Source organism: Lactiplantibacillus garii (assembly GCF_003885105.1).
Lineage (GTDB): Bacteria > Bacillota > Bacilli > Lactobacillales > Lactobacillaceae > Lactiplantibacillus > Lactiplantibacillus garii.
Genome location: NZ_QWZQ01000033.1, coordinates 1 through 26,366, shown reverse-complemented (window position 1 = coordinate 26,366; position 26,366 = coordinate 1). Strand labels below are relative to the sequence as shown.

Here is a 26,366-nt window from a genome sequence, read left to right as displayed (position 1 = left end):
GCGGCATATTTGTCACGATTCAACTATTAGTGAGCTAAATTTTTGTTCGTTCGGCGCCGAGTGGAAGGCGGAAAGCATTCACTAACCCGGAAATCATTGACACTGTCCAATGATTTTAGGCTTTTTACTCACACGAAAAAAGGGTTCACCGGCAAGTAGTCGGTGAACCCTTTCATTATCGTGAATTATTTGTTGAAGACGTTCTTTTCAACTAATTCCTTAACTTCTTCGTTCGTGACACATTCGTTGATGGCTTTGTCAGCTAACTTAGCCATTTCCTTAGTGTCGATCTTCTTCATTAAGGAACGCGTCTTAAGAACGGAAGTTGAACTCATTGAGAATTCATCCAAACCTAAGCCCATTAATAATGGAACCGCGATTTGGTCCCCGGCAACTTCACCACACATCCCGGTGAAGCGACCGTTGGCGTGCGCCGCGTCAATCACGTGCTTGATCAAACGTAACAACGATGGGTTGTATGGTTGATACAAGTACGAAACGCGTTCGTTACCACGGTCAGCCGCGAAGGAGTATTGAATCAAGTCGTTGGTCCCAATACTAAAGAAGTCAACTTCCTTAGCAAATTGGTCAGCCAAAATGGCAGCGGCTGGAATTTCAATCATGATTCCAAGTTTGATATCGTCAGCAACCGGTGTCCCGGCTTTGACTAACTTGGCCTTTTCTTCTTCGAAGATGCCCTTAGCTTTCCGGAATTCGTCCAAGGTAGCGATCATTGGGAACATAATCCGTAATTGACCATAGTGTGACGCCCGTAACAAGGCCCGTAATTGGGTCCGGAAAATGTCGTCACGATCCAAGGAAATCCGAATAGCCCGGTAACCCAAGAATGGGTTCATTTCGTCGGGAAGTGGCAAGTATGGTAAGTGCTTGTCACCACCGATATCCATGGTCCGAACGATGACGGGTTTGCCCTTCATCCCTTCGACAACCTTCTTGTAGGCTTCGAACTGGGTGTCTTCGTCAGGTAATTCCGCACTGTTCATGTACAGGAATTCTGACCGGAACAACCCAATCGCTTCGGAACCCGCAGCCAAGACACCGTCCATATCGTCCGGTGTCCCGATGTTGGAAGCTAATTCGAAGTGTTTACCGTCTTTAGAAACGGTGGCTTCGTTCTTTAACTTCGCCCATTCAGCCTTTTGCGCGATGAAATCTTTAGCTTGTTGTTCGTAATCCTTAACTTCATCAGCAGTTGGCTTGAGTAAAGCGGAACCGTTGATACCATCTAAGACCAGTTCGTCACCGTCTTTGATATCAGTAGTAGCCGTTTCAGAACCAACGACCGCTGGAATTTCAAGGGTCCGTGACATGATGGCCGAGTGACTCGTCCGTCCACCAATGTCAGTAATGAAGCCCTTAACGTACTTACGATCAAGTTGAGCCGTATCACTAGGCGTTAAGTCGTGCGCAACCACGATCACTTCAGAGTTGATCAGGGCTGGACTTGGTAAGGTGACCCCTAACAAGTGACTTAAGACCCGCTTCGTAACGTCGCGAATATCGCCAGCGCGTTCTTGCATATATGCATTATCCGTCATTGCTTCAAACATTGAAATGAAAGTATCGGTAACTTCCTTCAAGGCTTCTTCAGCGTTGACTTTATCATCCTTGATCTTACCTTCAATTTGTCCCAACATTTCGGGGTCGGATAAGATCGTGATATGAGCTTCAAAGACTTCCGCTTCTTCTTCACCCAAGTTTTCAACCGCTTTGTCTTTGATGACTTTTAGTTCGGCCTTGGAAGCGTCAAAAGCGTCATGTAACCGTTTGACTTCGGCGTCAATGTTGGCAACCGTCGTCTTTTCGAATGACAAATCTGGATCAACTAGCATATAGGCCTTAGCAATTGCAATACCATCACTGGCAGCAATTCCTTTTAGTACCTTTTCAGCCATTATTCAGATAAGCCTTCTTTCTTCATCGTTTCAGCTAACGCTGCGATGGCGTCGGCTTCGTCGGCACCTTCAGCAGAAATCGTCACGTCGGCGTCTTTACCAACACCAAGTGACATAACGCCCATGATGGACTTCAAGTTAACTGACTTGTCTTGGTATTGCAACGTAATTTCTGAGTTGAATTTACTTGCTGATTGTACCAATAAGGTTGCGGGACGTGCGTGGATACCTGTGTCTGCGATTACGTGAAATTCTTTCTTTTCCATAACTATTCGATCTCCTTCAAAGATGTAAAGTTTAAAATTGGCCCGAGTCAATTCGAGTTGCCGCCAACACGTTACTCAAGAGCCCTTACTAATGATGATAGCAATTATCCAATTAAAATACAAGCCCTTTCATTCAAGCTATTCCTATTAATTGGTAGCCTTATCATCCTTATCAAAATGGTAAACCACCTTGCCATCCAGGCCCGCCATACCAATGATGCGCTTGCGGTACTCGTAGGCCATGTAGGCGTCGTGAAAGGCCATGAAGTTGTCCGGCTCAACGCTGAAACTTTCCCGTTTGCCGGTGCGTAAGTCTTCCATTAACTGTGCGTAATCTGGTGCCAAAAAATTACCGCCTCCCTAACCGGTGCGGTTCCACCGGCCAACATTAAAAAAATCATTAACCGTGTTCGTTCGCTGAACAACTTTGACGCTTGTCAGAGCAGTCCTTAAGCCAATTATCCCGAACTGACTGGCGGTTAACATCAGGACTGGTCAGTCCTTTGACATGCAAAATCAACACTTTGTACTATAATGTAGTCAGATAGCGCAACGTGGTCTGGTCCTGACCAGGTTTTTAATATACAACGATTCTTGATACAAGACAAGCCATCCGTTGCGGCCATCGATATCTCGGAAATAATTAAACCGAAAACGGGACGATTGCCCTAGCCGCGCTTAGGCTTCAGGTCCAGTTGCGACGTTGAGACTTTTAACTTGCAACGGTCAGTAAAATCGTTATACTAATAGTCAAAGGTCAACAAAGGTCAAACAATCTTTGGACCTTAACTATGATCCTAATCGATTTAGTTATATTTCTGATGCGAAAGGTGTGTGACAGCATAATGCTTTGTGACAATTGCCATAAGAACGAAGCGACGATTCATTTATATACGAACGTCAACGGTCAGCGGCGACAAATCAACCTTTGTCAAAATTGCTATCAACTGCTAAAGAATCAGGAACAGCAACCAAATAACGGAGTTGGAGGTACTGATATGGCACAAGACCCATTCGGTTTTGGTGGCCTTGACGATATCTTCCGCGCCATGCAAGGTGGCGGCGTCAACCCTGACGACGCTTACCGGCAGCAGCAACAGACTCCGCCGACCCAACCAGCTGGTCCTAATGGCGGCAACCGTCGTGGCAACAACAACGGCGGCGGCCTCCTCGGTCAATACGGCTACAACTTGACGGCTCAAGCCAAGCAAGGCAAGATTGACCCGGTCATTGGTCGGGATAACGAAATCAACCGCGTCATCGAAATTTTAAACCGGCGTACTAAGAACAACCCGGTTTTAATTGGTGAAGCTGGGGTTGGTAAAACGGCGGTCGTTGAAGGCTTAGCGCAGAAGATCGTTTCTGGTCAAGTTCCACAAAAACTGCTTAATAAAGAAATTATTCGTTTGGACGTGGCTTCCCTGGTACAGGGTACCGGGATTCGGGGTCAGTTTGAACAACGGATGCAACAACTAATGAAGGAAGTTCAGTCGAACCCGAACATCGTGCTCTTCATTGACGAAATCCATGAAATCATGGGTGCCGGCAACGCGGAAGGCGGGATGGACGCTGGTAACGTTTTGAAACCAGCGTTAGCCCGGGGTGACTTCCAGTTAGTTGGGGCCACGACACTGAACGAATACCGCGACATCGAAAAGGATGCCGCCCTCGCCCGCCGGTTCCAGCCGGTAACGGTCAACGAACCGAGCGTTGAAGAATCCGTTAAAATTTTACAAGGGATTCAAAAGAAATACGAAGATTACCACCACGTTAAGTACACCCCGGATGCCATCGTTGCGGCGGTCAAACTGTCCAACCGTTACATCCAGGACCGCTTCTTGCCGGACAAGGCAATCGACTTACTCGATGAAGCCGGTTCACGGAAGAACTTAACGTTGAAGACGATCGATCCTAAGACCATCCAAGAAAAGATCGACGCGGCCGAACAACAAAAGCAGGACGCCTTAAAGAAGGAAGACTACGAAAAGGCCGCCTACTACCGCGACCAAGTTGCCAAGTTAGAAAAGGCTAAGCCGGACGAAAACGCCGGTCAACAAGCCGCTGACACGGCGACCGTTACGGTTAAGGACATGGAACAGATCGTCGAAGAAAAGACCAACATTCCGGTTGGCGACTTACAAGCCAAGGAGCAGGCCCAAATGAAGACCTTAGCCCCCGACCTTGAAAGTCACGTCATTGGACAGGACAAGGCCGTTGAAGCCGTGGCCCGCGCCATTCGCCGGAACCGGATCGGTTTAAACGGGACTGGGCGGCCAATTGGCTCGTTCATGTTCGTCGGACCGACCGGGGTTGGTAAAACGGAATTGGCTAAGCAATTAGCCAAGGAACTCTTTGGTTCCGAGGACGCCATGATTCGCTTTGACATGAGTGAGTACATGGAACCCCATTCAGTGGCCAAACTGATTGGTTCACCGCCCGGCTACGTTGGTTACGAAGAAGCCGGCCAGTTGACCGAACAAGTTCGGCGCCACCCGTACAGCCTCGTACTGTTGGATGAAATCGAAAAGGCCCACCCGGACGTCATGCACATGTTCTTACAAATCCTGGACGACGGTCGTTTGACCGACTCACAAGGTCGGACCGTCAGTTTCAAGGATACGATCATTATCATGACTTCGAACGCTGGGACCGGTGACAGCGAAGCCAACGTCGGGTTCGGTGCGGCGGCTGAGGGCAAGACCCACGACATTACCGCCCGTTTGACCGACTACTTCAAGCCAGAGTTCTTGAACCGGTTTGACGACATCATTCAGTTCAACGCCCTTTCCAAGGAAAACTTGATGAAGATCGTGGCCCTGATGATCGACGACGTCAATAAGATGCTAGCCAACCAAGGCTTACACGTGCACGTGACCGAACCGGTCGAAGAAAAGTTAGTCGATTTAGGCTACAACCCGCAAATGGGGGCCCGGCCACTCCGGCGGGTCATTCAGGAACAGATTGAAGACCGAATCGCGGACTTCTACCTCGACCACAGCGACGCCAAGAACATGGTTGCCAAAGTTGAAGACGGCAAGATCGTCTTAGCAGCGGAAACTAAGGAAGACTAAGTTAACGTTAAAAGCAACGAGGCTGTGACAAAAGTCACAGCCTCGTTTTTATCTCCGAATAATTATTGTCGAAACGGGTTTCAAAAGTCAGCGGGCTCCGCTTAACCCCATATGTCAAACAATCCAAGCCCAGGATTATTCGCCATACGCCGTTAATGCTCACCCGCTAACCGACTTTTGGCACACTCTGTTTTTGCTCTGAAAAAAGCACCCGTTCAGCGGTTCTAAAAACCACTGGCCGGGTGTTACTTGTTGGTTTGAACTTTAAGCCCAACTTAAAGTCCGTTGATTTACGAAAAAGGAGTTCTAAGGGCCGCGTTAAGCTTGGAGCGCTTTTAAGCGGTCAACAAACGCCAGCGCCGGGCTGGTCGACAACGATGCTTCTAATTGGTTATCAACCGTTTCCATTAACTCACGCCCCTTAGCGGTCAGCGTTAACACGCGTAACCGGCGGTCGTGTTGCGTGGGTTCACTAGCCAGCCAGCCCTGATCGATCAGGGAGCCGATGCTTTGGGCTAACGACGCCTTAGCAACCGTTAACGCACTGGCGACTTCCCCAATCTGCATGCCCGGGTGCTGTTGAACGTAAACGAGGATCCGTAACTCGTTTAACTTCAAACCGGTCGTTTTTGACCACTTACCGGTCAACCGTTTAAGGTCCCGTTCTAAGTGCATGATGTCTAAAACGTAGTTTATTGGTTGTTGCATACGAATACATCCTTTCTGTCATGTTTTTGGCGGGTCCGTTAAACGGTGATTCGGGAACGGCCGTTTAGAACTAAACGTTCGAATGCGAATCACGGTTAACGCTGCGCCTGCTGGTGGGATTCAATCAATCATTTACACCAATCATTCTTGCGGTTAATCAACTTAATTAACAACGTTATTATCACACAATTATAATATTTATACAATTAACTTTTACCGGTAGTCAGTACGTGCAGCGCTGTTTCCCGTCACAATCGGCGCAATACCGGGATTAATCTATCATTAATTCCACCATATTTTTTTATAAGATGCCTAGCATTTACCCTCCCGTATCCGCGCCTAAACACCACCGTTGTCCGTCGTAAAAAACGGTCCGCCTAACCATGATTGATTAGGCGGACCTTATTATTAGCGCACTAAGTGCAAAATGGGATACGGCCGTCCCGCCCCATCCAGCGGGTCACGCCGGGCCACGGTAAACCCTTGGCGGGCGTAAAACTGGCGGGCGGCGTGGTTTTGTTCGTTAACGTCAACCCGCCGGAGCGGCGCCTGCTGATCAAGTTGGGTGATAATTTGATGGCCGTAGCCGTGACCAAACACGTGCGGCGCTAGGAATAACATCACCAGTTCGTCCCCCACCCGACCGGAAAAACCAATTAAGGCCGTTTCATCCGACCATTTGACGAGCTCGACCTGGTCAAAATACCCCGGAAGTTCGGTGGCTAGCGCCCGCTGGTCAGCCGCGCTTAAAAAGTCGTGACTGCCGGCGACCGACGCCTGCCACAGGTCCACCAGTTGGGGGTAGTCTTGCGTAGTTGCGGGTTGTGCGATTAACATTTTCAAATCCTCCTAATTGCGATTCCGTTAACTCATGGTACCAAAAAAGCGCAACTAAACAAGTTAGCTGCGCTTTAAATCATGACTTATTCGGAGAATTCGGTGACTAAACCGGCGTCAACCGCCCGCTGGGTGTACATTGGGACTTCGTCTTCACTCGCGCGGACGTAGTGTCCCGGCGCGATTTCAACCATCCGCCGTTTCTTGTCATCCATTTCACGGGACTCGTCGTACGGCACCTGTTTCCGGTTCCGCTCAAATTCGGGATCCGGGACCGGCACCGCGGAGATCAAGCTCTTGGTGTAGGCGTGCAACGGGTGATTATAAACTTCATCCGCCGGACCAATTTCCAAGATCTTCCCGTAGTGCATGACCCCGATCCGGTCACTGATGTACTTGACCATCGATAAATCGTGGGCGATAAACAGGTAGGTCAAGTTCTGTTTGACTTGGAGTTCCTTCATCAGGTTCACGACTTGGGCCTGGATCGAAACGTCCAGCGCGGAGATCGGTTCATCGGCAATGATGAACTTCGGTTCCACGGCTAAGGCGCGCGCGATCCCGATCCGTTGCCGTTGCCCACCGGAGAATTCGTGGGGGTAGCGACTGGAGTGGTCCTTGTTTAACCCGACCGTTTCCAGTAAGTCTTCGACCTGCTTGGTCCGGTCAGCGTCGTCCTTGGCGAGGCCGTGAATGTCGATACCTTCCGCCACGATGTCCTTGACCTTCATCCGCGGGTTTAACGACGCGTACGGGTCTTGGAAAATCATTTGGATCTCCCGCCGAAATTCGTGCATCTCTTTTTTGGTGTGCAGCTTGGACACGTCCTTACCGTCAAAAATGATCTGCCCGTCGGTGGGTTCGTACAAGTGAATAATGGCCCGTCCAGCCGTCGTTTTACCCGAGCCGGATTCACCAACCAGGCCAAAAGTTTCGCCTTCGTAAATGTCAAAGGAGACGTCGTCAACGGCCCGGACTTCATCTTTTTTGCCAACATTAAAGTACTGCTTTAAATGATGGACTTCTAGAATTTTTTTACGTTCATCAGGCATCTGTCATTACTCCTTTGAGGCGGTCTTTGCAAACGGCGCTGCCGGTTTTTGCATGGCCGCGAACTTCTTTTGGCGCCGAACGATCTCGGCCGGTGGGGTCACTTTCGGGGCGTCCGGGTGTAATAACCAGGTCGCCGCGTAGTGGGTATCCGACACCTTAAAGAACGGCGGTTCCTTTTCAGTATCGATCTTCATCGCGTAGTCACTCCGCGCGGCAAAGGCGTCCCCAACTGGGGGATCGAGTAAGTCGGGCGGGGTCCCCGGAATGGCTTGTAACGAGCCACTGGCGGTATCCAGCGTCGGCATCGAGTTGATCAGACCCCAGGTGTACGGGTGTTGCGGGTTGAAGAAGATTTCGTCAACCGTTCCGTATTCCACGATTTTACCGGCGTACATTACGGCAACCCGGTCGGCCATCCCCGCGACGACACCGAGGTCGTGGGTGATGAAGATGATCGAGGTGTCGATCCGGTTTTGTAAGTCCTTCATCAGGTCCAAAATCTGGGCCTGAATGGTCACGTCCAACGCGGTGGTTGGTTCGTCAGCAATTAACACTTCCGGGTAGCAGACCAGCGCGATCGCAATCACAATCCGTTGGCGCATCCCGCCGGAGAACTGGTACGGATAATCGTTGATCCGGCCTTCCGGGTTAGTAATGCCGACGAGTTTTAACATTTCCAGCGCTTGGGCGATGGCTTCCTTTTTCTTTAAACCCTTGTGTTTCATCAACGGTTCGGCGATTTGCATCCCGATGCGCATGGTGGGGTCCAAAGACGTCATCGGGTCTTGGAAGATCATGGCAATGTCCTTACCACGAATGTGTTGCATGTCCTTTTCCGACTTTTTGATGATGTCTTCACCGTGAAACATGATCGAACCCTTTTTGATTTCGGCGTTCGGGGCCAACAAGCCCATTAATGAGCGGGTCGTCACGGATTTTCCGGAACCCGATTCACCAACGATGGCCAAGGTTTCACCCTTATGAAGATCGAAGCTAACGTCGCGGATGGCCTTAACTTCCCCCGCGTAAGTGTGGAAATTAATTTCCAAGTCCCGGACTTCAATAACATTTTCTGGATTTTCCATTCTTTCCACCCTCCTAACGTTTCGACTTCGGATCAAACGCGTCGCGCATCCCGTCACCGAGTAAGTTGAAGGCGAGCATCAAGATAATCAGGACGATGGCTGGGTACCACATTTGATACGGTAAAAATTGGAAGTTCTTTTGGCCGTCGGAAATTAACGTCCCTAACGAAGCTTGCGGCGAACTGATCCCGATCCCGATATAACTCAGGAAGGCTTCGAAGAAGATCGCGCTCGGAATCGTAAACATCGTTTGGATGATGATGACACTTGATAAGTTTGGCAGCAGGTGCTTCCAAGCGATCTTCGGTGCCGATTCACCCAACGTCCGGGCGGCTAAAATAAAGTCTTGGTTTTTCAATTGTAAGGTTTGCGCACGGGTCAGCCGGGCCATGGTGGTCCACCCGGTGATCGCGATGGCGGCGATAATGGACGCCATCCCGGTCTTCGTAAAGGCGGTGGCCATCAGGACCATGACAACTAGTTGGGGAATGGACGAGAGGACTTCGATCACACGCTGCATGAACAAGTCGACCCGCCCACCTTTCCAACCGGAGATGATCCCAAACCCGACCCCGATGGTCAAGTCGATCAAAGTGGCGATCAACGCAATTTCAAGCGAGATCCGGGTCCCGTACATGATCCGGGCAAGCAGGTCACGGCCTAAGTAGTCGGTCCCTAAAATGTAGTGGACGTTACTGCCGGCACCGGCCTGTTTGTAGGCGTCAACGTCTTGACCGGACTGGGTCAAGTGCCCGTTTAAGCCGTGAATGTTAACACCCGGAATCTTGGGTGGTAAGTTGGCGTATTTTGGTTCCTGCGCGTTCGGGTCGTGGTGATAAATCGCCTGGCCCCCGAAAGCAATCAGGAACATTAAAACTAAGATGATAAAACTGGTAAACGCCGTTTTGTTAGATTTAAGGCGCCGCCAAACGTCTTGGCCGAACGTTAAGGACGGGGCCGCAATGCGTTCATTGTCGGGACCCGCCTGCTTATCGAGCGGCGCGAAGTCGGCGGACGTGAGTTGGATATCTTTTGGATTATCTGCCATTAACTAGTCCCCATTTCCACTTAAGCGAATCCGCGGATCAATAATTCCGTAGACGATGTCGGTCAACAATAGGAGTAAGCACAGGAGCGCGGAGTAGAAAATCGTCACTCCCATGATGGTTGGGTAGTCGTTAACCAGAATTGATTTAACGAATTGTTCCCCGATCCCAGGAACGGAGAAAATGTTTTCGACAACCATTGACCCGGTCATTAAGGCCGCGGCCAGTGGTCCAATCAAGGTCACCATCGGAATTAAACTATTCCGTAAGGCGTGGTGGTAAACGATCCCGAACTTCGATAACCCCTTGGCTTTTGCCAGTTCGATGTAGTCGGAACTTAACACGTCGACCATGTCGGTCCGGATGAACCGGGCCGTTTCGGCTAACGGACTAGCCGCTAACGCGAGGGTCGGCAACAGTGTGTAAGCGAAGCCGGACCAACCGGCAACTGGGAACCAACCGGTCTTCAGTCCTAAGTAGTACTGTAACAGGATGGCCAACACGAAACTTGGGACCGCGATCCCGAGAATCGACAGGATGGTCGCTAAGCGGTCAGCCCAGGTATCTTTCCGGATGGCCCCGATGGCCCCCAAGATGATCCCGAAGATGATCCCAACGACTAAGGCTTGGCCCCCAAGTTGCATGGACGGGCCCATCCGGCTACCGATCAAGTAGCTAACGGCTTGGTCGGAGAACTGGAAGGATAACCCCAGGCTCCCCTTAAAGATCCCGCCAATGTAAATGAAGTATTGTAACCAAACGGGCTTATCCAACCCGTATTGCGCCAAGATAGCCGCTTTTTCGCTGGGCGTCAGCTTGGCTTCATTTTGAAGCGGCGTCCCGGGCATTAATTTCATCAGGAAGAACGTGGCGGTCGCCACAATGAATAATGTCAGGAACAAGTAAAATATCCGCTTTAAGAGATATTTTCTCATTAGAATTCCTCGCATTCTATTAAATTATGCTTAAAAATGATGACATCTTTGATTATAAAACAAAATGGTAAGGATTAACAATGTGTCAATCCTTACCCCTTTGTTTCACATTCGTGCAGTTCAAGCACACACATTTATGATTTGTTATTTAACGGACATGTACTTCAAGTTGTAGTTTGTCCCGGCAGTGTTCCAGATAATGCCCTTAAGATTGGTCCGGGTCAAGTGCGCTTCGGCCTTTTGATAAATTGGGATGACACCCTGGTCATTCATCAATTGCTTTTCAGCGTTAACCATGTCGGTCCAACGAGCGCTGGCGTTGTTTGCGTCGGTACCTTCAGCCTTCTTGATCAGTGAGTCGTATTCGGCACTGTTGTAACGGCCGTTGTTGTACGAGTTGTCTGAAGTGAAGAGTGACAAGAAGGAAATTGGGTCGGTGAAGTCGGCGTTCCATGCGGAGATAACCGTATCAAAGTTCCCATTTTGTGACCGTTGGAGACGGGTCTTGAACGGAACGTTTTGGTTGGTAACCGTCAAACCAGGTAATTTTTCCCAAGCACCCTGGATGTATTCGGTTGACTTCTTGGCACCGTCCGTATCGTCAGAAAGAAGTTTGATGTTCAGCTTCGTTTCGCCGATTTCCTTCATCCCTTCTTTCCACAACTGCTTAGCCTTGGCCTGGTTGTAAGTGACCCCGGAAGCCACGTAAGCGTCGTCCGTGAAGTCCTTACCCGTCTTCGGGTTCTTAGCTAAGTCTTGGGAAACGTAACCCTTGGCAACCGTTGAACCGTCACCTAACGTGTTCTTCACGTATTCGTTACGGTTAATTGCATAGGACAAGGCTTGACGAATCTTCTTGTTCTTGAAGGCCTTGGCGATGGTTGAATCACTATCCTTACGGTTCAATTCAACGTAGAAGGTCGACGCGGTCTTGCGAACCAAGTAGTTCTTGTTGGTCTTGTAGTTCTTAACTTGTTGGCTAGAAAGCGTGGTATCGTCAGCCTTGTTGGAGTTAAACAAGTTCAAGCCAGTTGATTGATCCTTAACAACTTGATACTTGATTGAATCCATCTTAACGGCTTTCTTGTCCCAGTAGTCGTTGTTCTTCTTCAACGTCCAGGATAAGTTGGTCCCAGTCCAACCAGTCATCTTGTATGGTCCGTTATAAACCATGGCCGTGCTGGTCGTCCCGTACTTCGAACCGTACTTCTTAGCCACACTTTCGTTTTGTGGATAGAAGTTAACGAAGCCCATCAATTTCTTGAAGTAGGCAATTGGTTTGTCCAACGTAACGACTAACTTGTAATCGCCGTCAGCCTTGATCCCTAAACTGGAAACCGGCTTCTTACCGTTAACGATCTGGTCAGCGTTCTTAATACCTGAATATAAGTATGCGTACTGTGACGCGGTCTTCGGATTAACGGTGCGTTGCCAACCATAAACGAAGTCTTTGGCGGTAACTTTATCCCCGTTACTCCACTTAGCGTTCTTGCGTAAGGTGAACGTGTATGTCTTGCCACCGTTAGAAATTTTGGTAGCCTTCGCGATTCCGGGCGTGATCGAACCGTTTTTGCCGATCCGGTACAGCCCTTCGTTCGTGTTATTCAGCATGTCGGAACTAACAACGTCGGTCGACTTCGATAAGTCCATCGTTGGTAATTCAGCGGACATGGTCATATTAGCAGTTGCTTTAGACGAACTTGAAGATGAATTCTTAGATCCACAAGCGGCTAAGAACAGCAACGATGCGCCGGCAACGGCGGTGACTTTTGCAGCTGTTTTTAAATTCATAATACCCAACCCCTCTAACTTTAATAGTGTGTGTGCTTTTCCCTCGAAAAGTTAAAGTTATTGTATATTATAAATAAATTAAAATCAATGCCAAATTCTAATTTTTATCATTATTTCGTCATAATTAGATGCTAAATTTGATGATTTTATGGTTAATTTCAATATTACAACCCTTGATAATCCGCTATAAATCAACGTTTCAATGTGATCAAAGTATAGAATTAACGTTTCAACCCGGCGCCGTGATTTTTCTTAATAAATAATTGAATCTGGTTAAATTAGGGCCAAATCCGCGCTTTCCGGGTTAGTCAAAACAGCTAAAAATGCGTAAATAAAAGAGAATGCCGATTTATTTTCAGCATTCTCTTATTAACAAACGTTTGAATTAGCGGCCGAGGTACCCGATCACCGACGCAACGATCAAAATGATCAAAACGGCGGTGGTGATCCAGACGTACAGCTGGTCCTTTTCAACCGCGAAGGCGTAGATGGAGACCGCCACCCGCAACGTTGGCGTCAAAATGAGTAAAAACAGACCTAACATGATCACGGCAAACGGCTTTAACTGTAAGAGGCCACTCCAGATGGCCGTAAAGCCGTTGGGTTGGACCCCGTTCGGGTAGCCACCGTTGCCCTGAATCAACATCATAATGATCCCAATACTGATGACGATGGCCGATAACACGACCCCGATCCGGAGAATCTGCCCGATAATCAGTTCGACTTGGTGCATTTCCTGTGCCTTAGTTGGTTTCTTAGCCATTAGATGGTCACCCCGAATCCTTTAGCAATCATTTGAAGTCCCAGATAAAACATGACCGGAACGAAGATCATCCGGATCAACCGCGGCTTTAAGTGCTGCATGATGCGAGTCCCAATCAGCGCACCAACGAGAATCCCAATTGCCAACGGTGCGGCGATTCCGGGCTTGATCGAGCCGTTGAAGAAGTAGACCATCGCGCTGGCGGCGGCGGTGACCCCCATCATCAGGTTGGACGTGGCCGACGACGGTTTGAGCGGCATGTGCATAATGGTATCCATGGCGAGCACCTTAAAGGCCCCACTCCCGATCCCAAGCAGCCCGCTGGCTAACCCAGCGCCGAACATCATCGCAAAGCCCCCGGGCACGTTTTGGACCTGGTAATCAACTTGTTTATCCAGGGCCTTATCGTAATAGGTCCCGTTTAAGTTCAGCTTCGTCGCGATCCGGTCGGCCTGAACGTTTTCGGCGTCGCTATTTTTGCTGACCAATTTACGGATCATATTATAAGTAGTAAAAATCAACAAGGCGCCGAACAGGAAGAATAAAAACGTCGCGTCAAACATCCCGGTCAAAACCGCCCCTAACACGGCCCCGACGGTTGTAGCAATCTCCAAAAACATCGCCACCCGCAGGTTCAACATTTCGTCTTTTAAATAAGCAATCGTGGAGCCCGAACTCGTCGCGATCACGGCAATGATGCTGGCCCCGATGGCATATTTAATGTCCAGACCCATTCCTAACGTTAAGATCGGGGTGATGATCATCCCGCCGCCAATACCTAAAATGGCCCCGAAAATCCCGGCCAGCGCGCCGACCCCGAGCATGAGTAATAATGAATAAATCACGTGCGTCACCTTCACCTTTTAAATTTCAATTGTTAGTGTACCATTTAATTAACCCGGTATCTAATTATTAAGGGTGACGGTTTGAAAGCTTACGGGTAGTGGGCTTAACGCGAATTTAGCCGGAAAGTACCGGTAACGCTTCAAAGTTAACGTAAGCGCCACCAACCCCACGCAATCGGGGTTACACAATTTACAGCGATTAAATTTTTAGATGGCAACTTTTTAAAATTAGTCTAGCCCGCGGGCCGTCGGAAACTGGGCCATAAAACCGGCCACCAGCGGCGTTGCGAACGCTTCGGGGGTCGTCGCCAGCGCCAGGTGGGTCTCAAAGCGGCGGTCGGCTAACGAACGGATCAACACGCGCTCCCCGCGGTAAGTTTCCGCTAGACTGCGCGGCACTAACGCCACCCCGACCTGGTGATTGGCCCAGTGCATAGCGGTGCGGGCGTCGTCACAGGTCATCACGTACTGTGGTTCAAACGACTGTTCCAAAAAAGCCACGTGAAACAGTTCGTTAAACCGCCGGTACTTGATCAGCGGTAACGCCGCCAGGTCACTTAACCGTAGTTGCCGGCGGTTCTGAAACTGGGCATAACGTTGCGGTAAGACCGCCACCATCCGTTCGCTGGCAAAGAAGCGACAAACTAAGTGCTGCCGGTTAAACGGCGTGCGTAACACCGCCACGTCCAGTAACCGTTTGTGCAGATCGTCCAGCAGTTCGTACGTGTTGCCCTCGGTAACGGCCAACTGCACGTCACCGTGTTGCTTTAACCATTTTAATAACGCCGGGTTGGGGATCACTCCGGCCGACGACGAGACCGTCCCCAAATTTAAGGTCCCGGTCACCCCGTGGGCCAGGGCCCGCACCTTATTTTCAGCGGTTGCCGATAACTGGGTCAATTGCTGGGCGTACCCGACTAACAACTCCCCGGCCGGGGTCACCACGACGCCCTGGGGCAGGCGTTTAAATAGCGGGACCCCGAGTTCGAGCTCCAGTTGTTTGATCTGGTAACTCAGCGGCGGCTGGGCCACGTGTAACCGCTTGGCCGCGGCCGTCATTTGGCCTTCCTCGGCCACCGCTAAAAAATACCGTAACTGTTTCAAATTCACCGTTAACGCCCCCTATTAAATCTTAGTATACACGATTGAAAGCCGGCTTATTTTACAATTTATTTAAGCCGTGCTTATCCGTGGGCGAATGCGTTATACTAAGTATAATTAATTTATTGATGAAAGGAGTGGTCCCGTGTCGATCCTCGACCGCATTAAAAGCATGCTCCGCGCGCTTAATCAGCCTAATGCCAGCGCCGATTCCGCAAGTGCCGGTGACCTGACCGCCGTTAGCGCCAGCGATGATACCACCCCCAGCGTTAACCATACCGACGCGTTAATTTTGGTACACCACCTCGATAGCGCCGGAAACGAGTTACAGGCGCCCGACATGATTGCCGGTAAAATTGGTGAGGAGATCCACCTGCCCGCGGTCAACGTTGCGGGTTACCACCTGGTCCACATCGACGGACTGACCCGCTGGTTTACAAAGCCGCAAGCCCGGATCGTCCTAACATACGAACGTCAGGCCGGCCAACCGATCTGGGTCTACGCCTACGACATCGACCAGCGCCAGTTGATTGGACGGCCAACCATGTACCGTGGTCAACTCAAAACCCCCTACAAGGTTACGGCCCCGACCGTTGCCGGTTTTAAACTGTTACGCTCGGTCGGTGATCTGACCGGTGAATACACGACCACGTCCAAAACGGTGCTCTTTTTCTACCGGAACGCGAACTGGCAACAAACGGACCTCAGCACCGGTTTCGTGCAGATCAAAACCTTGACCGCGGTCTACCCGTATCCCGGCGCGACCACGACCAATTACCTGACCAAGTTGCAGCCCGGCAGTACTTATAAAACCTACATGCGGGTCCGCCTAATTGATAAGACCACCTGGTACGCAGTCGGCGACGACCAGTGGATCGCGGAAAGCCACGTGCAGCTGACGACCGGGGTGGCGCTGTTGCCACAGTTACCGGCCGGCTACCGGACCCAGAGCAAGCACCCCGTGCAACAAACCGGTGTCGTCAGCTTTGTACCCGGCAAACGGGTCCACACGTACTTGGAACCGTACGGCCGCTACCTAACGACCGTGCCGCACGGTGAACGCGTGACCCTAATTGAGCGGTTAGCGGACGACAACGGGGTCGTCTGGTACCGCGTAAAGGGCCGCGGCTACTTGCCCGGCCGCTATTTGACCCAACTCGACCCGCCGTATTAGCGACGAACCAAAACCGCCCGCTATCCAGCAAGTGGATAACGGACGGTTTTAATTTGCGCTAAAACAACGGATCATGCTGATTTTACGACTTGACCATCCGCATAATTTCGGTTCCGCGGTTGGTCAGCAAGAAGCCGTCGCCGGAGTTGTGCATGAAGAACAGGCCTTCAAATTCGCGGTGGGCGCCGAAGTTGTTTTCCCCGACCTGGCTGGCTTTGAGGTGTCCCAAATCGGCTAACAGCAACGACGTAATGCTTTCATCCGATACCAGGTAGAGCCGGTCGTTGGCGCCGTCGTAGCCCATCGACTGGGCGTAAAAGCCGGGGTCGGTCGCTAAACCTTGTGGAATGACCCGGTAATGAATCCCGTTGGCCGTTACGGTTCCGCGGTAAAGCTTGACCGCCCCGAGCGGCGTCGTCTTAGTGGCCACCTTGGCGTGCGTCCAGTAGTAGGCGTAGCCCTGGTTATCAAAAGTCAGCACGCCGCCGAGGTTGGCCCCGGTCGAACGGTAACTGACGGTCGCGTCCGGCAACAGCGTCTTCGGATTTAACCGCATCATGACGTTCGGCGTTTCATCATCGTACGCCTTCACGAACCAAAACTGGTTAGTCTTGGGGTTAAAGGCCAACGACTGGGCGTGACCGGAATTAAACTTCGGCCCAACCTTAATGCAGGCCAGCACTTCGCGGTCCATCTTGGTCAGCCGGCCACGCGCCTGGTCACGCGCGGCGGTCCGCAACATCGCCATTTGACCGGCACGGTCGGCGCCTAACGCCGTTAACTTATCCCAGTCATAGCGGACCGCCCAGCCATCCTGATAACGGTTAGTAGCCTGCTTACCGTTAACGTACATCACGTACAAGTAACGGTTGTTAGCGGAAAAGGCCGCGCTTTGGGGCGTGCTCAGATCCCGGCCGTCCAACGACTGCGGCAGGTAGAGCGCGGTTTTAAAACTATAGTGGTCTAAATAACCCCGGGTACTTTTAATGGTGCTCGGTTCGTTTTGGATCCCGCGGGTTCGAACGTAGTCGGCCGTTGGTTTAAAGTGAATGTGCGGTTTCGTGTAACTGCCGCGCCCGACCAGTGATAAGTACTTGACCCCCGTTGACCGGGTCGTCCGGCGCGTTTTTTTAACGCTCTTGCGGGTCGACTTGGTCGGCTGGCGTTTAGTTTTCACCGATTTTGAGACCGTCCGTTTAGTCACCGGCGTGACCCGGGACTTTGTCGGCGTTGCCGTAGTCGTCCGCGGGCTAGTTGCCTTGGTTGGCGTGGACGCACTGACTGCCGGAGCCTTGCTCCCTTTCTTCCGGCTGGTTGCAACCGTCCGTTTAACGCTTGGCCGGGTAACGACCCGTTTGACCGTTTTTTTCCGGCTCGTCCGCGACGCTACCCGCACCACCGGGGTCGCGCGGGGCGTTGACCGCCGCGCGGCCAGCACCGTCACGGAACGGCCCCCCAACAACGTACTGCCACTGACCATGACACCAATCATCAATTTCTCCCATTTCATCCTAATTATCCCCCTGTCATTAAGAATCTAAACCCATTGTAAAACCGTGCGCCGAGTTGAACGTTTCGGTGACGTTTGGTTCAGATGGTTACTTAATGCGCACGATAAAGCTAATTTCCACTAAAATCAGGGGTTGAAATAATTCATTCATGCCGACTGTTGAACTAGTCCTTGTAGAAAGAATCCGCTAAATCCGGGATGCCGGTTAGAATCCACCTAATTAACAAAAATCGTCTGAACAGTTCTGGTCGCTTTTAGCAATCAAACTATTCAGACGATTTTTTGAAATTAATAAACGTGACGTTGTTAAAAAAATATTAGCCGTTTAGTTCAGAATTGACGGTTAACCCAGAAACGCCGTCATAACGCTCCCGGCCACGATTAAAACTAAACCAATCAGAGTCAGGCGTAATTCCCGTTTAGTTTTGTGTTCGTGTAAAACTAACATCCCGCCCAGCGTCGAAATGACGACGCTCAACTGGGTGATCACGTAGGCGGTCGCCACCCCGTTATCCTTCGCGGAGAAGATGTAGGCCAACGCGGAGACCCCGAAGATCATCCCAGCAAAGGCGTTTAACCAGCTGGTCCGCTGCTTAAAGGCCGCGGGACCACCGGCAATCAGCGCGTATAGTAACGCCGCTAAGCACATCCCCAACATTTGCGGGAAGAAGATGGCAACGCCGGAAGCGGACACGGCTTTGGGCAGCGCGCTGTAGATCCAGTAGCCGACCGTGGTGGGCAACAGGACCGTTAACCCGCTGGCTAAACCGGCGCGGCTATCCGAGTTATCGGTGACCGCCGTCATGGCAACCCCGATGATCATCAGAATGATGGCCGCAAAGCCAACGAGTTTGGCGGTCACCCCGCCCCATTCGCCGAACATTAAAACGCCGATGACCGACGTCCCGACTAGTTGGACCCCGGTCGAAATCGGCATGGTCGAACTAACGCCCATCCGTCCGTACGCGGTGTACTGACCGATCTGGCCGAGTACCCAGAACGCCCCGGACAGCGCGCTTAAGATAAACGTGGTCGCGTTCACGTGCGGCGTGTACATGAGTTGAACGATAATACCGACGATCAGGGCGCCGACCCCGGTCCCCAACGTTTGGTTGACGGGTTTACCGCCGATTTTTGAGATCAATAGTGGGTTAAGTCCCCATCCGAGCGCGGGGAGTAACGCAATCACAAGGTTCAAGTAAAGGCCTCCTAATTTTTAAACCATTTCTGGTGAAACGTGTTCAGAACAATAGTATTAGTGTACCATGGAAACGGTTAATTCGAACAAGCAAAAAACGCCCGCCCAACCCACCAGGATTGCACGGACGCTACCGTTAGCGCAATGGAAACGATTACGTTAACGGTCAATTTTTTTAAAGTTTTGACGTTAATTTGACGTTCGGGTACTTGTCGGCAAACCAGCGTTCCGCAAAGGCGTTTTCGAACAAGAACAGCGGCGCTCCCGAACGGTCCTTGACCAGCAAGTTCCGGGAACTGGACATCTTTTCGTCCAGTTGATCCGGGTCGATCCAGCGGGCGGTCTTATTCCCCAACGGTTCCATGACCACTTCGGAATTATATTCGTTCAACATCCGGAACTTGAACACTTCAAACTGCAGCTGCCCAACGGCGCCCAGGATGTAATCGCCAGTTGAATACGACGTGTACAGTTGCACGGCCCCTTCTTGAACCAGTTGGTCGATTCCTTTGTGGAAGGACTTTTGCTTCATCACGTTTTTAGCCGTGACCCGCATGAAGAGTTCCGGCGTAAACTGTGGTAATTTTTCGAACTGAACGGCGTGTTTACCGGCGTAGATCGTGTCCCCAATTTGGAAGTTCCCGGTATCGTATAACCCGACAATGTCCCCGGCCACGGCGGTTTCCACCGTTTCACGGGTATCGGCCATGAACTGCGTCGAGTTGTTCAGGCGCATCTTTTTGCCGGTCCGTTGGAGGAACACGTCCATCCCGCGGTCAAACTCGCCGGAACAGATCCGCACGAAGGCGATCCGGTCACGGTGGTTCGGGTTCATGTTCGCTTGAATTTTGAACACGAAGCCGGAGAACTGTTCGGCGGTTGGCTGAACGATCTCATCGTCGCGAGTCTTGTGGGCGGACGGCTTCGGGGCGTACTTCAAGTAAGTCTTTAAGAACGTTTCGACCCCGAAGTTCGTCAGCGCGGAACCGAAGAAGACCGGCGTCATGTCCCCGCTGGCAATCTTAGCTTCGTCAAAGTCGTTACCGGCTTCTTCGATCAGTTCCATTTCGTCGAGCGTATCGCGGTAAATGCTGTCCTTGGTCAATTCATTGCTAGGATCGAGCTTGCCATCCTTGTCTAATGGCAGGAAGGTCTCACCGTGGGCCTCGTTATGGTACAGTTCAACGCGGTGGTTATAGCGGTCGTACAGGCCCTTTAGACCCTTCCCCATTCCCATCGGCCAGTTCATCGGGTAAGTCTCGATACCGAGCACTTCTTCGACTTCGTTTAACAGGTCGAGCGGTTCGCGGCCATCCCGGTCCAACTTGTTCATAAAGGTAAAAATCGGGATGCCCCGCATTTTACAAATTTGGAACAACTTTTTTGTTTGCGGTTCGATCCCCTTAGCGGAGTCGATCACCATGACGGCCGAATCCACGGCCATTAACGTCCGGTACGTGTCTTCAGAGAAGTCTTCGTGTCCAGGGGTGTCCAAGATATTGATCCGTTTGCCGTCGTAGTCAAACTGCATCACCGAACTAGTGACGGAAATTCCCCGTTTCTTTTCGATTTCCATCCAGTCGGACTTAGCGAAGTTCCCACTCTTACGGGCTTTAACGGTCCCGGCTTGGCGGACAACGCCCCCGAACAGTAACATTTGTTCAGTAATGGTCGTTTTCCCGGCATCCGGGTGAGAAATAATGGCAAAGGTGCGCCGGGTATCAACCGCGGCGGCAAGTTCAGTTTTATTCATTGATAGTTCCTTTCAAAAAGCATCCATTTATATTCAACGTACGTTACGGGCACGCGCCCGTTTGTAAAAAACATAGCCTTACATATTCTACTGATTTTTCACCAAAAAATCCAGTCTGACCCGTTGGCGACATATAAAGTTAGCGAACAAATGCCGCGGCCCGTCTTCGCTTGCTTTCGCGCTCCCACCCAAAAAACCGTGACGAAATGGTTGGTGTGACACAATCGATTGCGTACAATTAATCTGAATAAAGTCCCGTCATCTTAAGGAGGAACACAGTAATGAGCGAACACTTTGACGTCTTATATTTAGGCAGTGGCCACGGCACGTTTGACGGTGCGATCCCGTTAGCGGCCCGGGGGAAAAAGGTCGCCGTGGTAGAGGCCGATTTAGTCGGTGGCACCTGCCCTAACCGCGGTTGTAACGCGAAAATCACCTTGGACCTCCCCGCCAGCTTAAAACACCAGGTGGACCAGTTTCAGGGCTACGGCTTGACCGGTACTCCCGCCATCAACTGGGCGGACAACTACGCCCACGAACGGACGGTGATTGAAGGCCTGCCGGACATGATTGCCGGCCTATTAAAACGGGCCGGTGTCACCCTAATTCACGGGCGCGGTCGGTTCGTCGACGCCCACACCGTGACGGTCGCCGGCACCGCGTATCGGGCGGACAAAATCGTCATCGCCACCGGGCTACACCCGCACCAACTCGACTTGCCGGGAGCCGAACTGACCCATGACAGCAGTGACTTCTTAAACTTAAAGCAACTACCCCGTCACCTCACCATTATTGGTGGCGGTTACGTGGCACTCGAAGCCGCGTCGATGGCATTAACGGCCGGCAGCGGTGTGACGCTATTGTTACGCGGCGACCAGGCCCTGCGCGGTTTTTATCAACCGTTTGTGGAGCAATTGCTCACCCAACTAGTCCAGCGCGGCCTAGATTTACGGCGGAACTGGGTACCGACCGGCTTTCAACGCGTCAGCAGTCAGTTAGAAGTTCATAGCGCGACCGATACGATTGGGACCAACTGGATCTTAAACGCGACTGGGCGCAACCCCAACACCGCCGATCTCGGCCTTGAAACCATCGGCGTGGCTTACAATGACAACGGCATCGTCGTCGACGACCATTTGCAAACGAGCGTTCCTGACGTTTACGCGGCCGGTGACGTCCTCGCTAAAACCCAGCCTAAACTGACCCCGACCGCCATTTTTGAATCGACCTACCTGATGCACCAGTTTGCCGGTGACACGGACGCGGCTATCCAGTACCCGGCCATCCCGTCGGTGGTTTTCACCACGCCGCGTTTAGCACAAGTCGGCACCATCCCGGCCGCTAATGACCCCCAGTCCCACTTGAGTATCACTAATTTACGTGACGACTGGTACCGCCAAACGACCCGCGACGTCCACGGTCACAGCTTATGGGTCACCGACGCGGACCAGCGCTTAGTCGCGGCCGCCGAATTGAGTAACCAGGCGGAAAACACCATTAACGCAGTGTTACCCGCGATCCAGTACCGCCTGACCCCTGCTCAACGCGAACAACTCGTGACCCTGTTCCCCAGCATTGGTTTCAGCGCTTGGAACGCCTTTTAATCGCAATTAAAGCTAGCTCCCCAGCCGAATCCGGTTGGGGAGTTTTGTTTTGTGTAAATTATTTACATATTTCTGCTTGACTTTTGAAAATAATTTTACGATAATGGTGGCGAAGCATCAGTAAAGGAGGGTCCTTACAATGAAAATCGGATTAATTGGTTTAGGAAAAATGGGATTAAACTTAGCTTTAAACATGCGCGACCACGGCCAAGTACCGGTCGGGTTTGATTTAGCCCCGACCAACTTAAAGACCGCGGCCACTAACGGTATCGCTACGGCTAACGACCTTGCCGCCCTACTCGACCAGCTCCCGACTCCGCGGACGATTTGGGTGATGGTCCCGGCGGGCGCGGCCACTACCAGTGTGATCAACGACTTAGCGGCACACTTGACCAGTGGCGACACCGTCCTTGACGGTGGTAATTCGTTTTATAAGGACAGCGTGCACCACGGGGCAGAACTCGCTAAGCACGGCGTCCACTTCCTGGACGTCGGTACGTCCGGCGGTCAGGCCGGCGCGCGCCACAACGGCAATTTCATGGTGGGCGGGGACCCGGCCGTGTTTAAAACCGTGGCGCCCCTTTTTCAAGCCATCGCGGCGCCGGACGGTTACCTTTACACGGGTCCCGTCGGCAGCGGGCACTACCTAAAAATGGTCCACAACGGCATCGAGTACGGGATGATGGCGTCGATTGGCGAGGGCTTTGACGTTTTACAACACGGTCCCTACGACTACGATAACGCCGCCGTAGCCAAGGTTTGGAACAACGGCTCGGTCATCCGCAGCTGGTTAATGGAATTAGCAGAAGACGCTTTTGACGGCGACGCCAACTTAGACACCATTAAGGGCGTGATGCACGCGTCCGGTGAAGGTCGCTGGACGCTCGACACCGCGTTAGACCAGCAAGTTGCCACCCCGGTCATCGCGATGGCCCTGATGATGCGCTACCGGTCGCTCAGTGACGACACCTTCACCGGCAAAGTCGTGGCGGCCCTGCGCAACGAGTTTGGTGGGCACGCGGTGGAACACGAATAGGACCAAAAAGGTAACGACCAGCGTTTTTAGATGACGTGGTCGTTACCTTTTTTAGAATTATTTTTTCTTTTTTTTGCTTTCAGCCGGCTTGGTCGCCTTCGCCGGTTGCGGCTGGTACACCGTTGTCTGCATCCGTAAGTGTTCTTCGTTGCGTAACTCGACGATGTTATATAGGTAAATCACGACGGTCCGGACCACCGCGTAAAACGGGATGGCTAAAATCATCCCGAGGATCCCGGCAATGTTTCCGGCCGCGAGCAATAAAATAATAATCGTCAGCGGGTGAATTTTTAACGTCCGCCCAATAATGTTCGGGTAAATTAAATTCCCGTCAACTTGTTGCACGATGATCACCACGATGACCACGTAAACCACCTGCATCGGTGATACCGTGAAGGCCACGATCAGTGACGGGGCGATCCCGATGTACGGGCCTAAGTACGGGATGATATTGGCTAAACCGGCGACGACCGCTAGTAACAAGCCGTACGGTTGACCAATCAGCATGTAGCCGATGGCGGTAAAAGTCCCCACAAACAGACACTCAATCACCTGACCACTGATGTAACTGGAAATCGTGTCACCCATTTTTTGAATCAGGCCAATAATTTCGGGCCGTTGCTTACGGGGTAAGAAGCGACTAATTGCCGGGATAAACTTTTCACTATCTTTAAGCATGTAAAACAGGACGACCGGGATGGTAATGGCCATGATGGTCACGCTGGTAATCGTCGTGATCACCGTCACAATACTCGTAGATAACGACGACAAGAAGTTTTGCGCGTACTTACTAATTTCCACGTTAAACTGCTTCATATAGGAAGTAATGTCTACTTTTTGCAAAACGTGACTATTACTGATCATCTTAGTCGCAGCTTTTTGCATCTCGGTGGCGATACTTGGCAGGTTGTAAATCAACTGCGTGACCTGCGTGATCAGGCGGGGAATCAATGAAACGGCCCCCCAGGCCAGTAAACCGAATAATAGCACAAACACAATTGCCACCGCGCCGGTCCGTGAAATGCGGAACTTTTTATAGTGGACCCGCGTTAAGGCCTTGACCAGTGGGTTGAGCATGTAAAATAAAAAGCCTGAAATGACAATCGGCATAAAAACGACACTTAAAAACACGCCGATTGGGTGAAACAAAAAACCGATGTTCGTACAAACCCAAATTAAAGTCGCCACAATCAAAATTTCGAACGACCAAAACATGAGTGAAGAATCTCTTAAGCGTTTAAACACCGTCGCGCCCCCTTTTAATAACTACTGAATGCGTCAATTATACCCTATTTAACTTTTAGCGAATATCATTTTGATGTTTGGTCAAAAAACTATTTTAAATTAATGAGAAAAATGTTAGTTTAGTTAGTAAGAGTTTATTAATTAAAGGAGTGCAATCATATGTCACGCAAACTTGCAGTTATTGGGATGGGCCACGTTGGCTCCACCGCCGCGCATTACATCGTCGCCAACGGTTTCGCCGACGACCTGGTTTTAATCGATCCAAACGAAGATAAGGTCGTGGCCGACGCCATTGACTTACAGGACGCCATGCCCAACCTGCCGTTCCACACGAACATCACCGTTAACGATTACAGCGCCTTAAAGGACGCGGACGTCATCATTTCGGCCTTGGGGGACATTAAGTTACAGGATAACGCCAACGACGACCGCTTTGCTGAACTGCCTTTCACCAGTGTTCAGGTCAAGGCGGTTGCCCAAAAGATTAAGGATAGCGGCTTTGACGGCATCATCGTCGCCATCACCAACCCGGTCGACGTGATCACGTCGATTTACCAATCCGTAACCGGGCTCCCGAAGAACCACGTAATTGGGACCGGGACGTTACTCGACTCCGCCCGCATGAAACGGGTCGTGGCGGCCGAATTACACATCGACTCCCGGTCAGTGACCGGCTACAACCTCGGTGAACACGGTAACTCCCAGTTTACCGCTTGGTCCACGGTTCGCGTTTTGAGCCGCCCCATTAGTGAAGTCGCCGAAGCAAAGGGCTTGGACTTGGCAAAACTTGACAAACAATCCCGGGAAGGCGGCTTCCGCGTGTTCCACGGTAAGAAGTACACCAGTTACGGCGTGGCCACCGCGGCGGTTCGGTTAGCCAACACCGTGTTAAACGACGCGTTGACCGAACTTCCGGTTTCTAACTACCGTGAAGAATACGGCGTGTACCTCTCCTACCCCGCCATCGTGGGTCGTGACGGCATCGTCGAACAAATTCAGCTCGATTTAACCGAAGAAGAACTCAAAAAGCTCCAAATCTCAGCCGACTACATTAAAACCAAGTTTGCGGAGAGCCAGGGAAAATAATTTTCCATAATAAAAGTTGATTAGCATGGGCATTTTCCCTCGCTAATCAACTTCTTTATTTTTAAATTAATCTTTTTGTCTATTTGAAGTAACCGCAAGAAATACAACAAACATCCATCCTACTAAAGCCGAAAATACTAGTACTTTAAAAATCGAACTCAGAGGCTCACTAATTGTTATTACGTTTTTCCCAATTTTTCCTCTTACTAACGTACTCCCCCGTGAGCTCTGCTTTGCATATGCTTTTTTTCCATTCAAAATTATCTTTTCATTGCCATAATGAAGAACGGGTATATCAACATCAGAGCCTTTTTTTAAATGAAATTGATACGTAATTTTCGTA

22 protein-coding genes and 1 pseudogene are annotated in these 26,366 nt (G+C 51.0%); 5 read left to right on the top strand and 18 right to left on the bottom strand.

Features of this window, described 5'->3' with window-relative positions; translation table 11 throughout:
- Window positions 1–185: 185 nt before the first annotated feature.
- The 3 genes from ptsP to D1831_RS09775 form a co-directional block, all read right to left on the bottom strand.
- Window positions 186–1,916, bottom strand: coding sequence for a phosphoenolpyruvate--protein phosphotransferase (gene ptsP / locus D1831_RS09785; protein ID WP_125072760.1), 1,731 nt, complete (start codon window positions 1,914–1,916; stop codon window positions 186–188).
- On the bottom strand, window positions 1,916–2,182 hold the full coding sequence (locus D1831_RS09780; RefSeq protein ID WP_057705283.1) for a phosphocarrier protein HPr: 267 nt from the start codon (window positions 2,180–2,182) through the stop codon (window positions 1,916–1,918). The genes ptsP and D1831_RS09780 overlap by 1 nt, the downstream gene beginning before the upstream one ends.
- Before the next feature lie 147 nt (window positions 2,183–2,329).
- A complete protein-coding gene (locus D1831_RS09775) occupies window positions 2,330–2,527 on the bottom strand; it encodes a hypothetical protein (RefSeq protein ID WP_125072759.1) in 198 nt (65 codons plus the stop codon).
- Between the two features lie 500 nt (window positions 2,528–3,027).
- On the opposite strand from D1831_RS09775, the gene D1831_RS09770 reads away from it, so the two are divergent.
- Window positions 3,028–5,253: an ATP-dependent Clp protease ATP-binding subunit gene (locus D1831_RS09770; protein WP_125072758.1), complete on the top strand. Its 2,226-nt coding sequence runs from the start codon at window positions 3,028–3,030 to the stop codon at window positions 5,251–5,253.
- Between the two features lie 318 nt (window positions 5,254–5,571).
- On the opposite strand, the gene D1831_RS09765 is transcribed toward D1831_RS09770, so the two are convergent.
- The 10 genes from D1831_RS09765 to D1831_RS09720 all read right to left on the bottom strand — a co-directional run bounded on the left by D1831_RS09765 (window position 5,572) and on the right by D1831_RS09720 (window position 15,426).
- A complete protein-coding gene (locus D1831_RS09765) occupies window positions 5,572–5,961 on the bottom strand; it encodes a MarR family winged helix-turn-helix transcriptional regulator (RefSeq protein WP_125072757.1) in 390 nt (129 codons plus the stop codon).
- Between the two features lie 408 nt (window positions 5,962–6,369).
- Entirely contained in the window at window positions 6,370–6,798 is a 429-nt protein-coding gene (locus tag D1831_RS09760) for a GNAT family N-acetyltransferase (protein WP_125072756.1), read from the bottom strand.
- A gap of 86 nt (window positions 6,799–6,884) precedes the next feature.
- Window positions 6,885–7,850 (bottom strand): ABC transporter ATP-binding protein, encoded by a 966-nt coding sequence (locus tag D1831_RS09755; RefSeq protein ID WP_125072755.1) that lies wholly within the window; start codon window positions 7,848–7,850, stop codon window positions 6,885–6,887.
- A gap of 6 nt (window positions 7,851–7,856) precedes the next feature.
- Window positions 7,857–8,936 (bottom strand): ABC transporter ATP-binding protein, encoded by a 1,080-nt coding sequence (locus tag D1831_RS09750; RefSeq protein WP_125072754.1) that lies wholly within the window; start codon window positions 8,934–8,936, stop codon window positions 7,857–7,859.
- 13 nt (window positions 8,937–8,949) lie between these two features.
- Complete coding sequence (locus D1831_RS09745; protein WP_125072753.1) at window positions 8,950–9,984, bottom strand: ABC transporter permease; 1,035 nt, start codon at window positions 9,982–9,984, stop codon at window positions 8,950–8,952.
- A 3-nt stretch (window positions 9,985–9,987) separates the two neighbouring features.
- Window positions 9,988–10,917: an oligopeptide ABC transporter permease gene (gene opp3b / locus D1831_RS09740; RefSeq protein ID WP_125072752.1), complete on the bottom strand. Its 930-nt coding sequence runs from the start codon at window positions 10,915–10,917 to the stop codon at window positions 9,988–9,990.
- Between the two features lie 144 nt (window positions 10,918–11,061).
- Window positions 11,062–12,708, bottom strand: a complete 1,647-nt coding sequence (locus D1831_RS09735) for a peptide ABC transporter substrate-binding protein (RefSeq protein WP_125072751.1) — start codon at window positions 12,706–12,708, stop codon at window positions 11,062–11,064.
- 385 nt (window positions 12,709–13,093) lie between these two features.
- Complete coding sequence (locus D1831_RS09730; protein ID WP_125072750.1) at window positions 13,094–13,471, bottom strand: DUF1634 domain-containing protein; 378 nt, start codon at window positions 13,469–13,471, stop codon at window positions 13,094–13,096.
- Entirely contained in the window at window positions 13,471–14,316 is an 846-nt protein-coding gene (locus D1831_RS09725) for a sulfite exporter TauE/SafE family protein (protein WP_125072749.1), read from the bottom strand. Before D1831_RS09725 ends, D1831_RS09730 begins: the two co-directional genes overlap by 1 nt.
- 228 nt (window positions 14,317–14,544) lie before the next feature.
- Window positions 14,545–15,426 carry a LysR family transcriptional regulator gene (locus tag D1831_RS09720; protein WP_125072748.1) on the bottom strand — a complete coding sequence of 294 codons (882 nt, stop codon included), beginning with the start codon at window positions 15,424–15,426 and terminating at the stop codon, window positions 14,545–14,547.
- A 136-nt stretch (window positions 15,427–15,562) separates the two neighbouring features.
- On the opposite strand from D1831_RS09720, the gene D1831_RS09715 reads away from it, so the two are divergent.
- Window positions 15,563–16,591 (top strand): MucBP domain-containing protein, encoded by a 1,029-nt coding sequence (locus D1831_RS09715; RefSeq protein WP_125072747.1) that lies wholly within the window; start codon window positions 15,563–15,565, stop codon window positions 16,589–16,591.
- Window positions 16,592–16,673: 82 nt separating this feature from the next.
- Here the strand turns inward: D1831_RS09715 and D1831_RS09710 are convergent, their stop codons facing one another.
- The 3 genes from D1831_RS09710 to D1831_RS09700 form a co-directional block, all read right to left on the bottom strand.
- Window positions 16,674–18,101, bottom strand: coding sequence for a hypothetical protein (locus D1831_RS09710; RefSeq protein WP_125072746.1), 1,428 nt, complete (start codon window positions 18,099–18,101; stop codon window positions 16,674–16,676).
- A 343-nt stretch (window positions 18,102–18,444) separates the two neighbouring features.
- Window positions 18,445–19,299, bottom strand: coding sequence for a GRP family sugar transporter (locus D1831_RS09705; RefSeq protein ID WP_125072745.1), 855 nt, complete (start codon window positions 19,297–19,299; stop codon window positions 18,445–18,447).
- A 175-nt stretch (window positions 19,300–19,474) separates the two neighbouring features.
- The gene (locus D1831_RS09700; RefSeq protein WP_125072744.1) at window positions 19,475–21,052 is read right to left on the bottom strand and encodes a peptide chain release factor 3; all 1,578 of its coding nucleotides are present in this window, start codon (window positions 21,050–21,052) and stop codon (window positions 19,475–19,477) included.
- Between the two features lie 281 nt (window positions 21,053–21,333).
- Between D1831_RS09700 and D1831_RS09695 the strand changes: the two genes are divergently transcribed.
- On the top strand, window positions 21,334–22,656 hold the full coding sequence (locus D1831_RS09695) for a dihydrolipoyl dehydrogenase family protein (protein WP_125072743.1): 1,323 nt from the start codon (window positions 21,334–21,336) through the stop codon (window positions 22,654–22,656).
- A 139-nt stretch (window positions 22,657–22,795) separates the two neighbouring features.
- A complete protein-coding gene (gene gnd, locus D1831_RS09690) occupies window positions 22,796–23,692 on the top strand; it encodes a phosphogluconate dehydrogenase (NAD(+)-dependent, decarboxylating) (protein WP_125072742.1) in 897 nt (298 codons plus the stop codon).
- A 57-nt stretch (window positions 23,693–23,749) separates the two neighbouring features.
- Here the strand turns inward: gnd and D1831_RS09685 are convergent, their stop codons facing one another.
- On the bottom strand, window positions 23,750–24,937 hold the full coding sequence (locus D1831_RS09685; RefSeq protein ID WP_125072741.1) for an AI-2E family transporter: 1,188 nt from the start codon (window positions 24,935–24,937) through the stop codon (window positions 23,750–23,752).
- A gap of 159 nt (window positions 24,938–25,096) precedes the next feature.
- Between D1831_RS09685 and D1831_RS09680 the strand changes: the two genes are divergently transcribed.
- The gene (locus D1831_RS09680) at window positions 25,097–26,023 is read left to right on the top strand and encodes an L-lactate dehydrogenase (RefSeq protein ID WP_125072740.1); all 927 of its coding nucleotides are present in this window, start codon (window positions 25,097–25,099) and stop codon (window positions 26,021–26,023) included.
- Window positions 26,024–26,089: 66 nt separating this feature from the next.
- Here D1831_RS09680 and D1831_RS14405 read toward each other — a convergent pair.
- Window positions 26,090–26,366, bottom strand: a pseudogene (locus D1831_RS14405) (hypothetical protein); the annotation flags it as partial.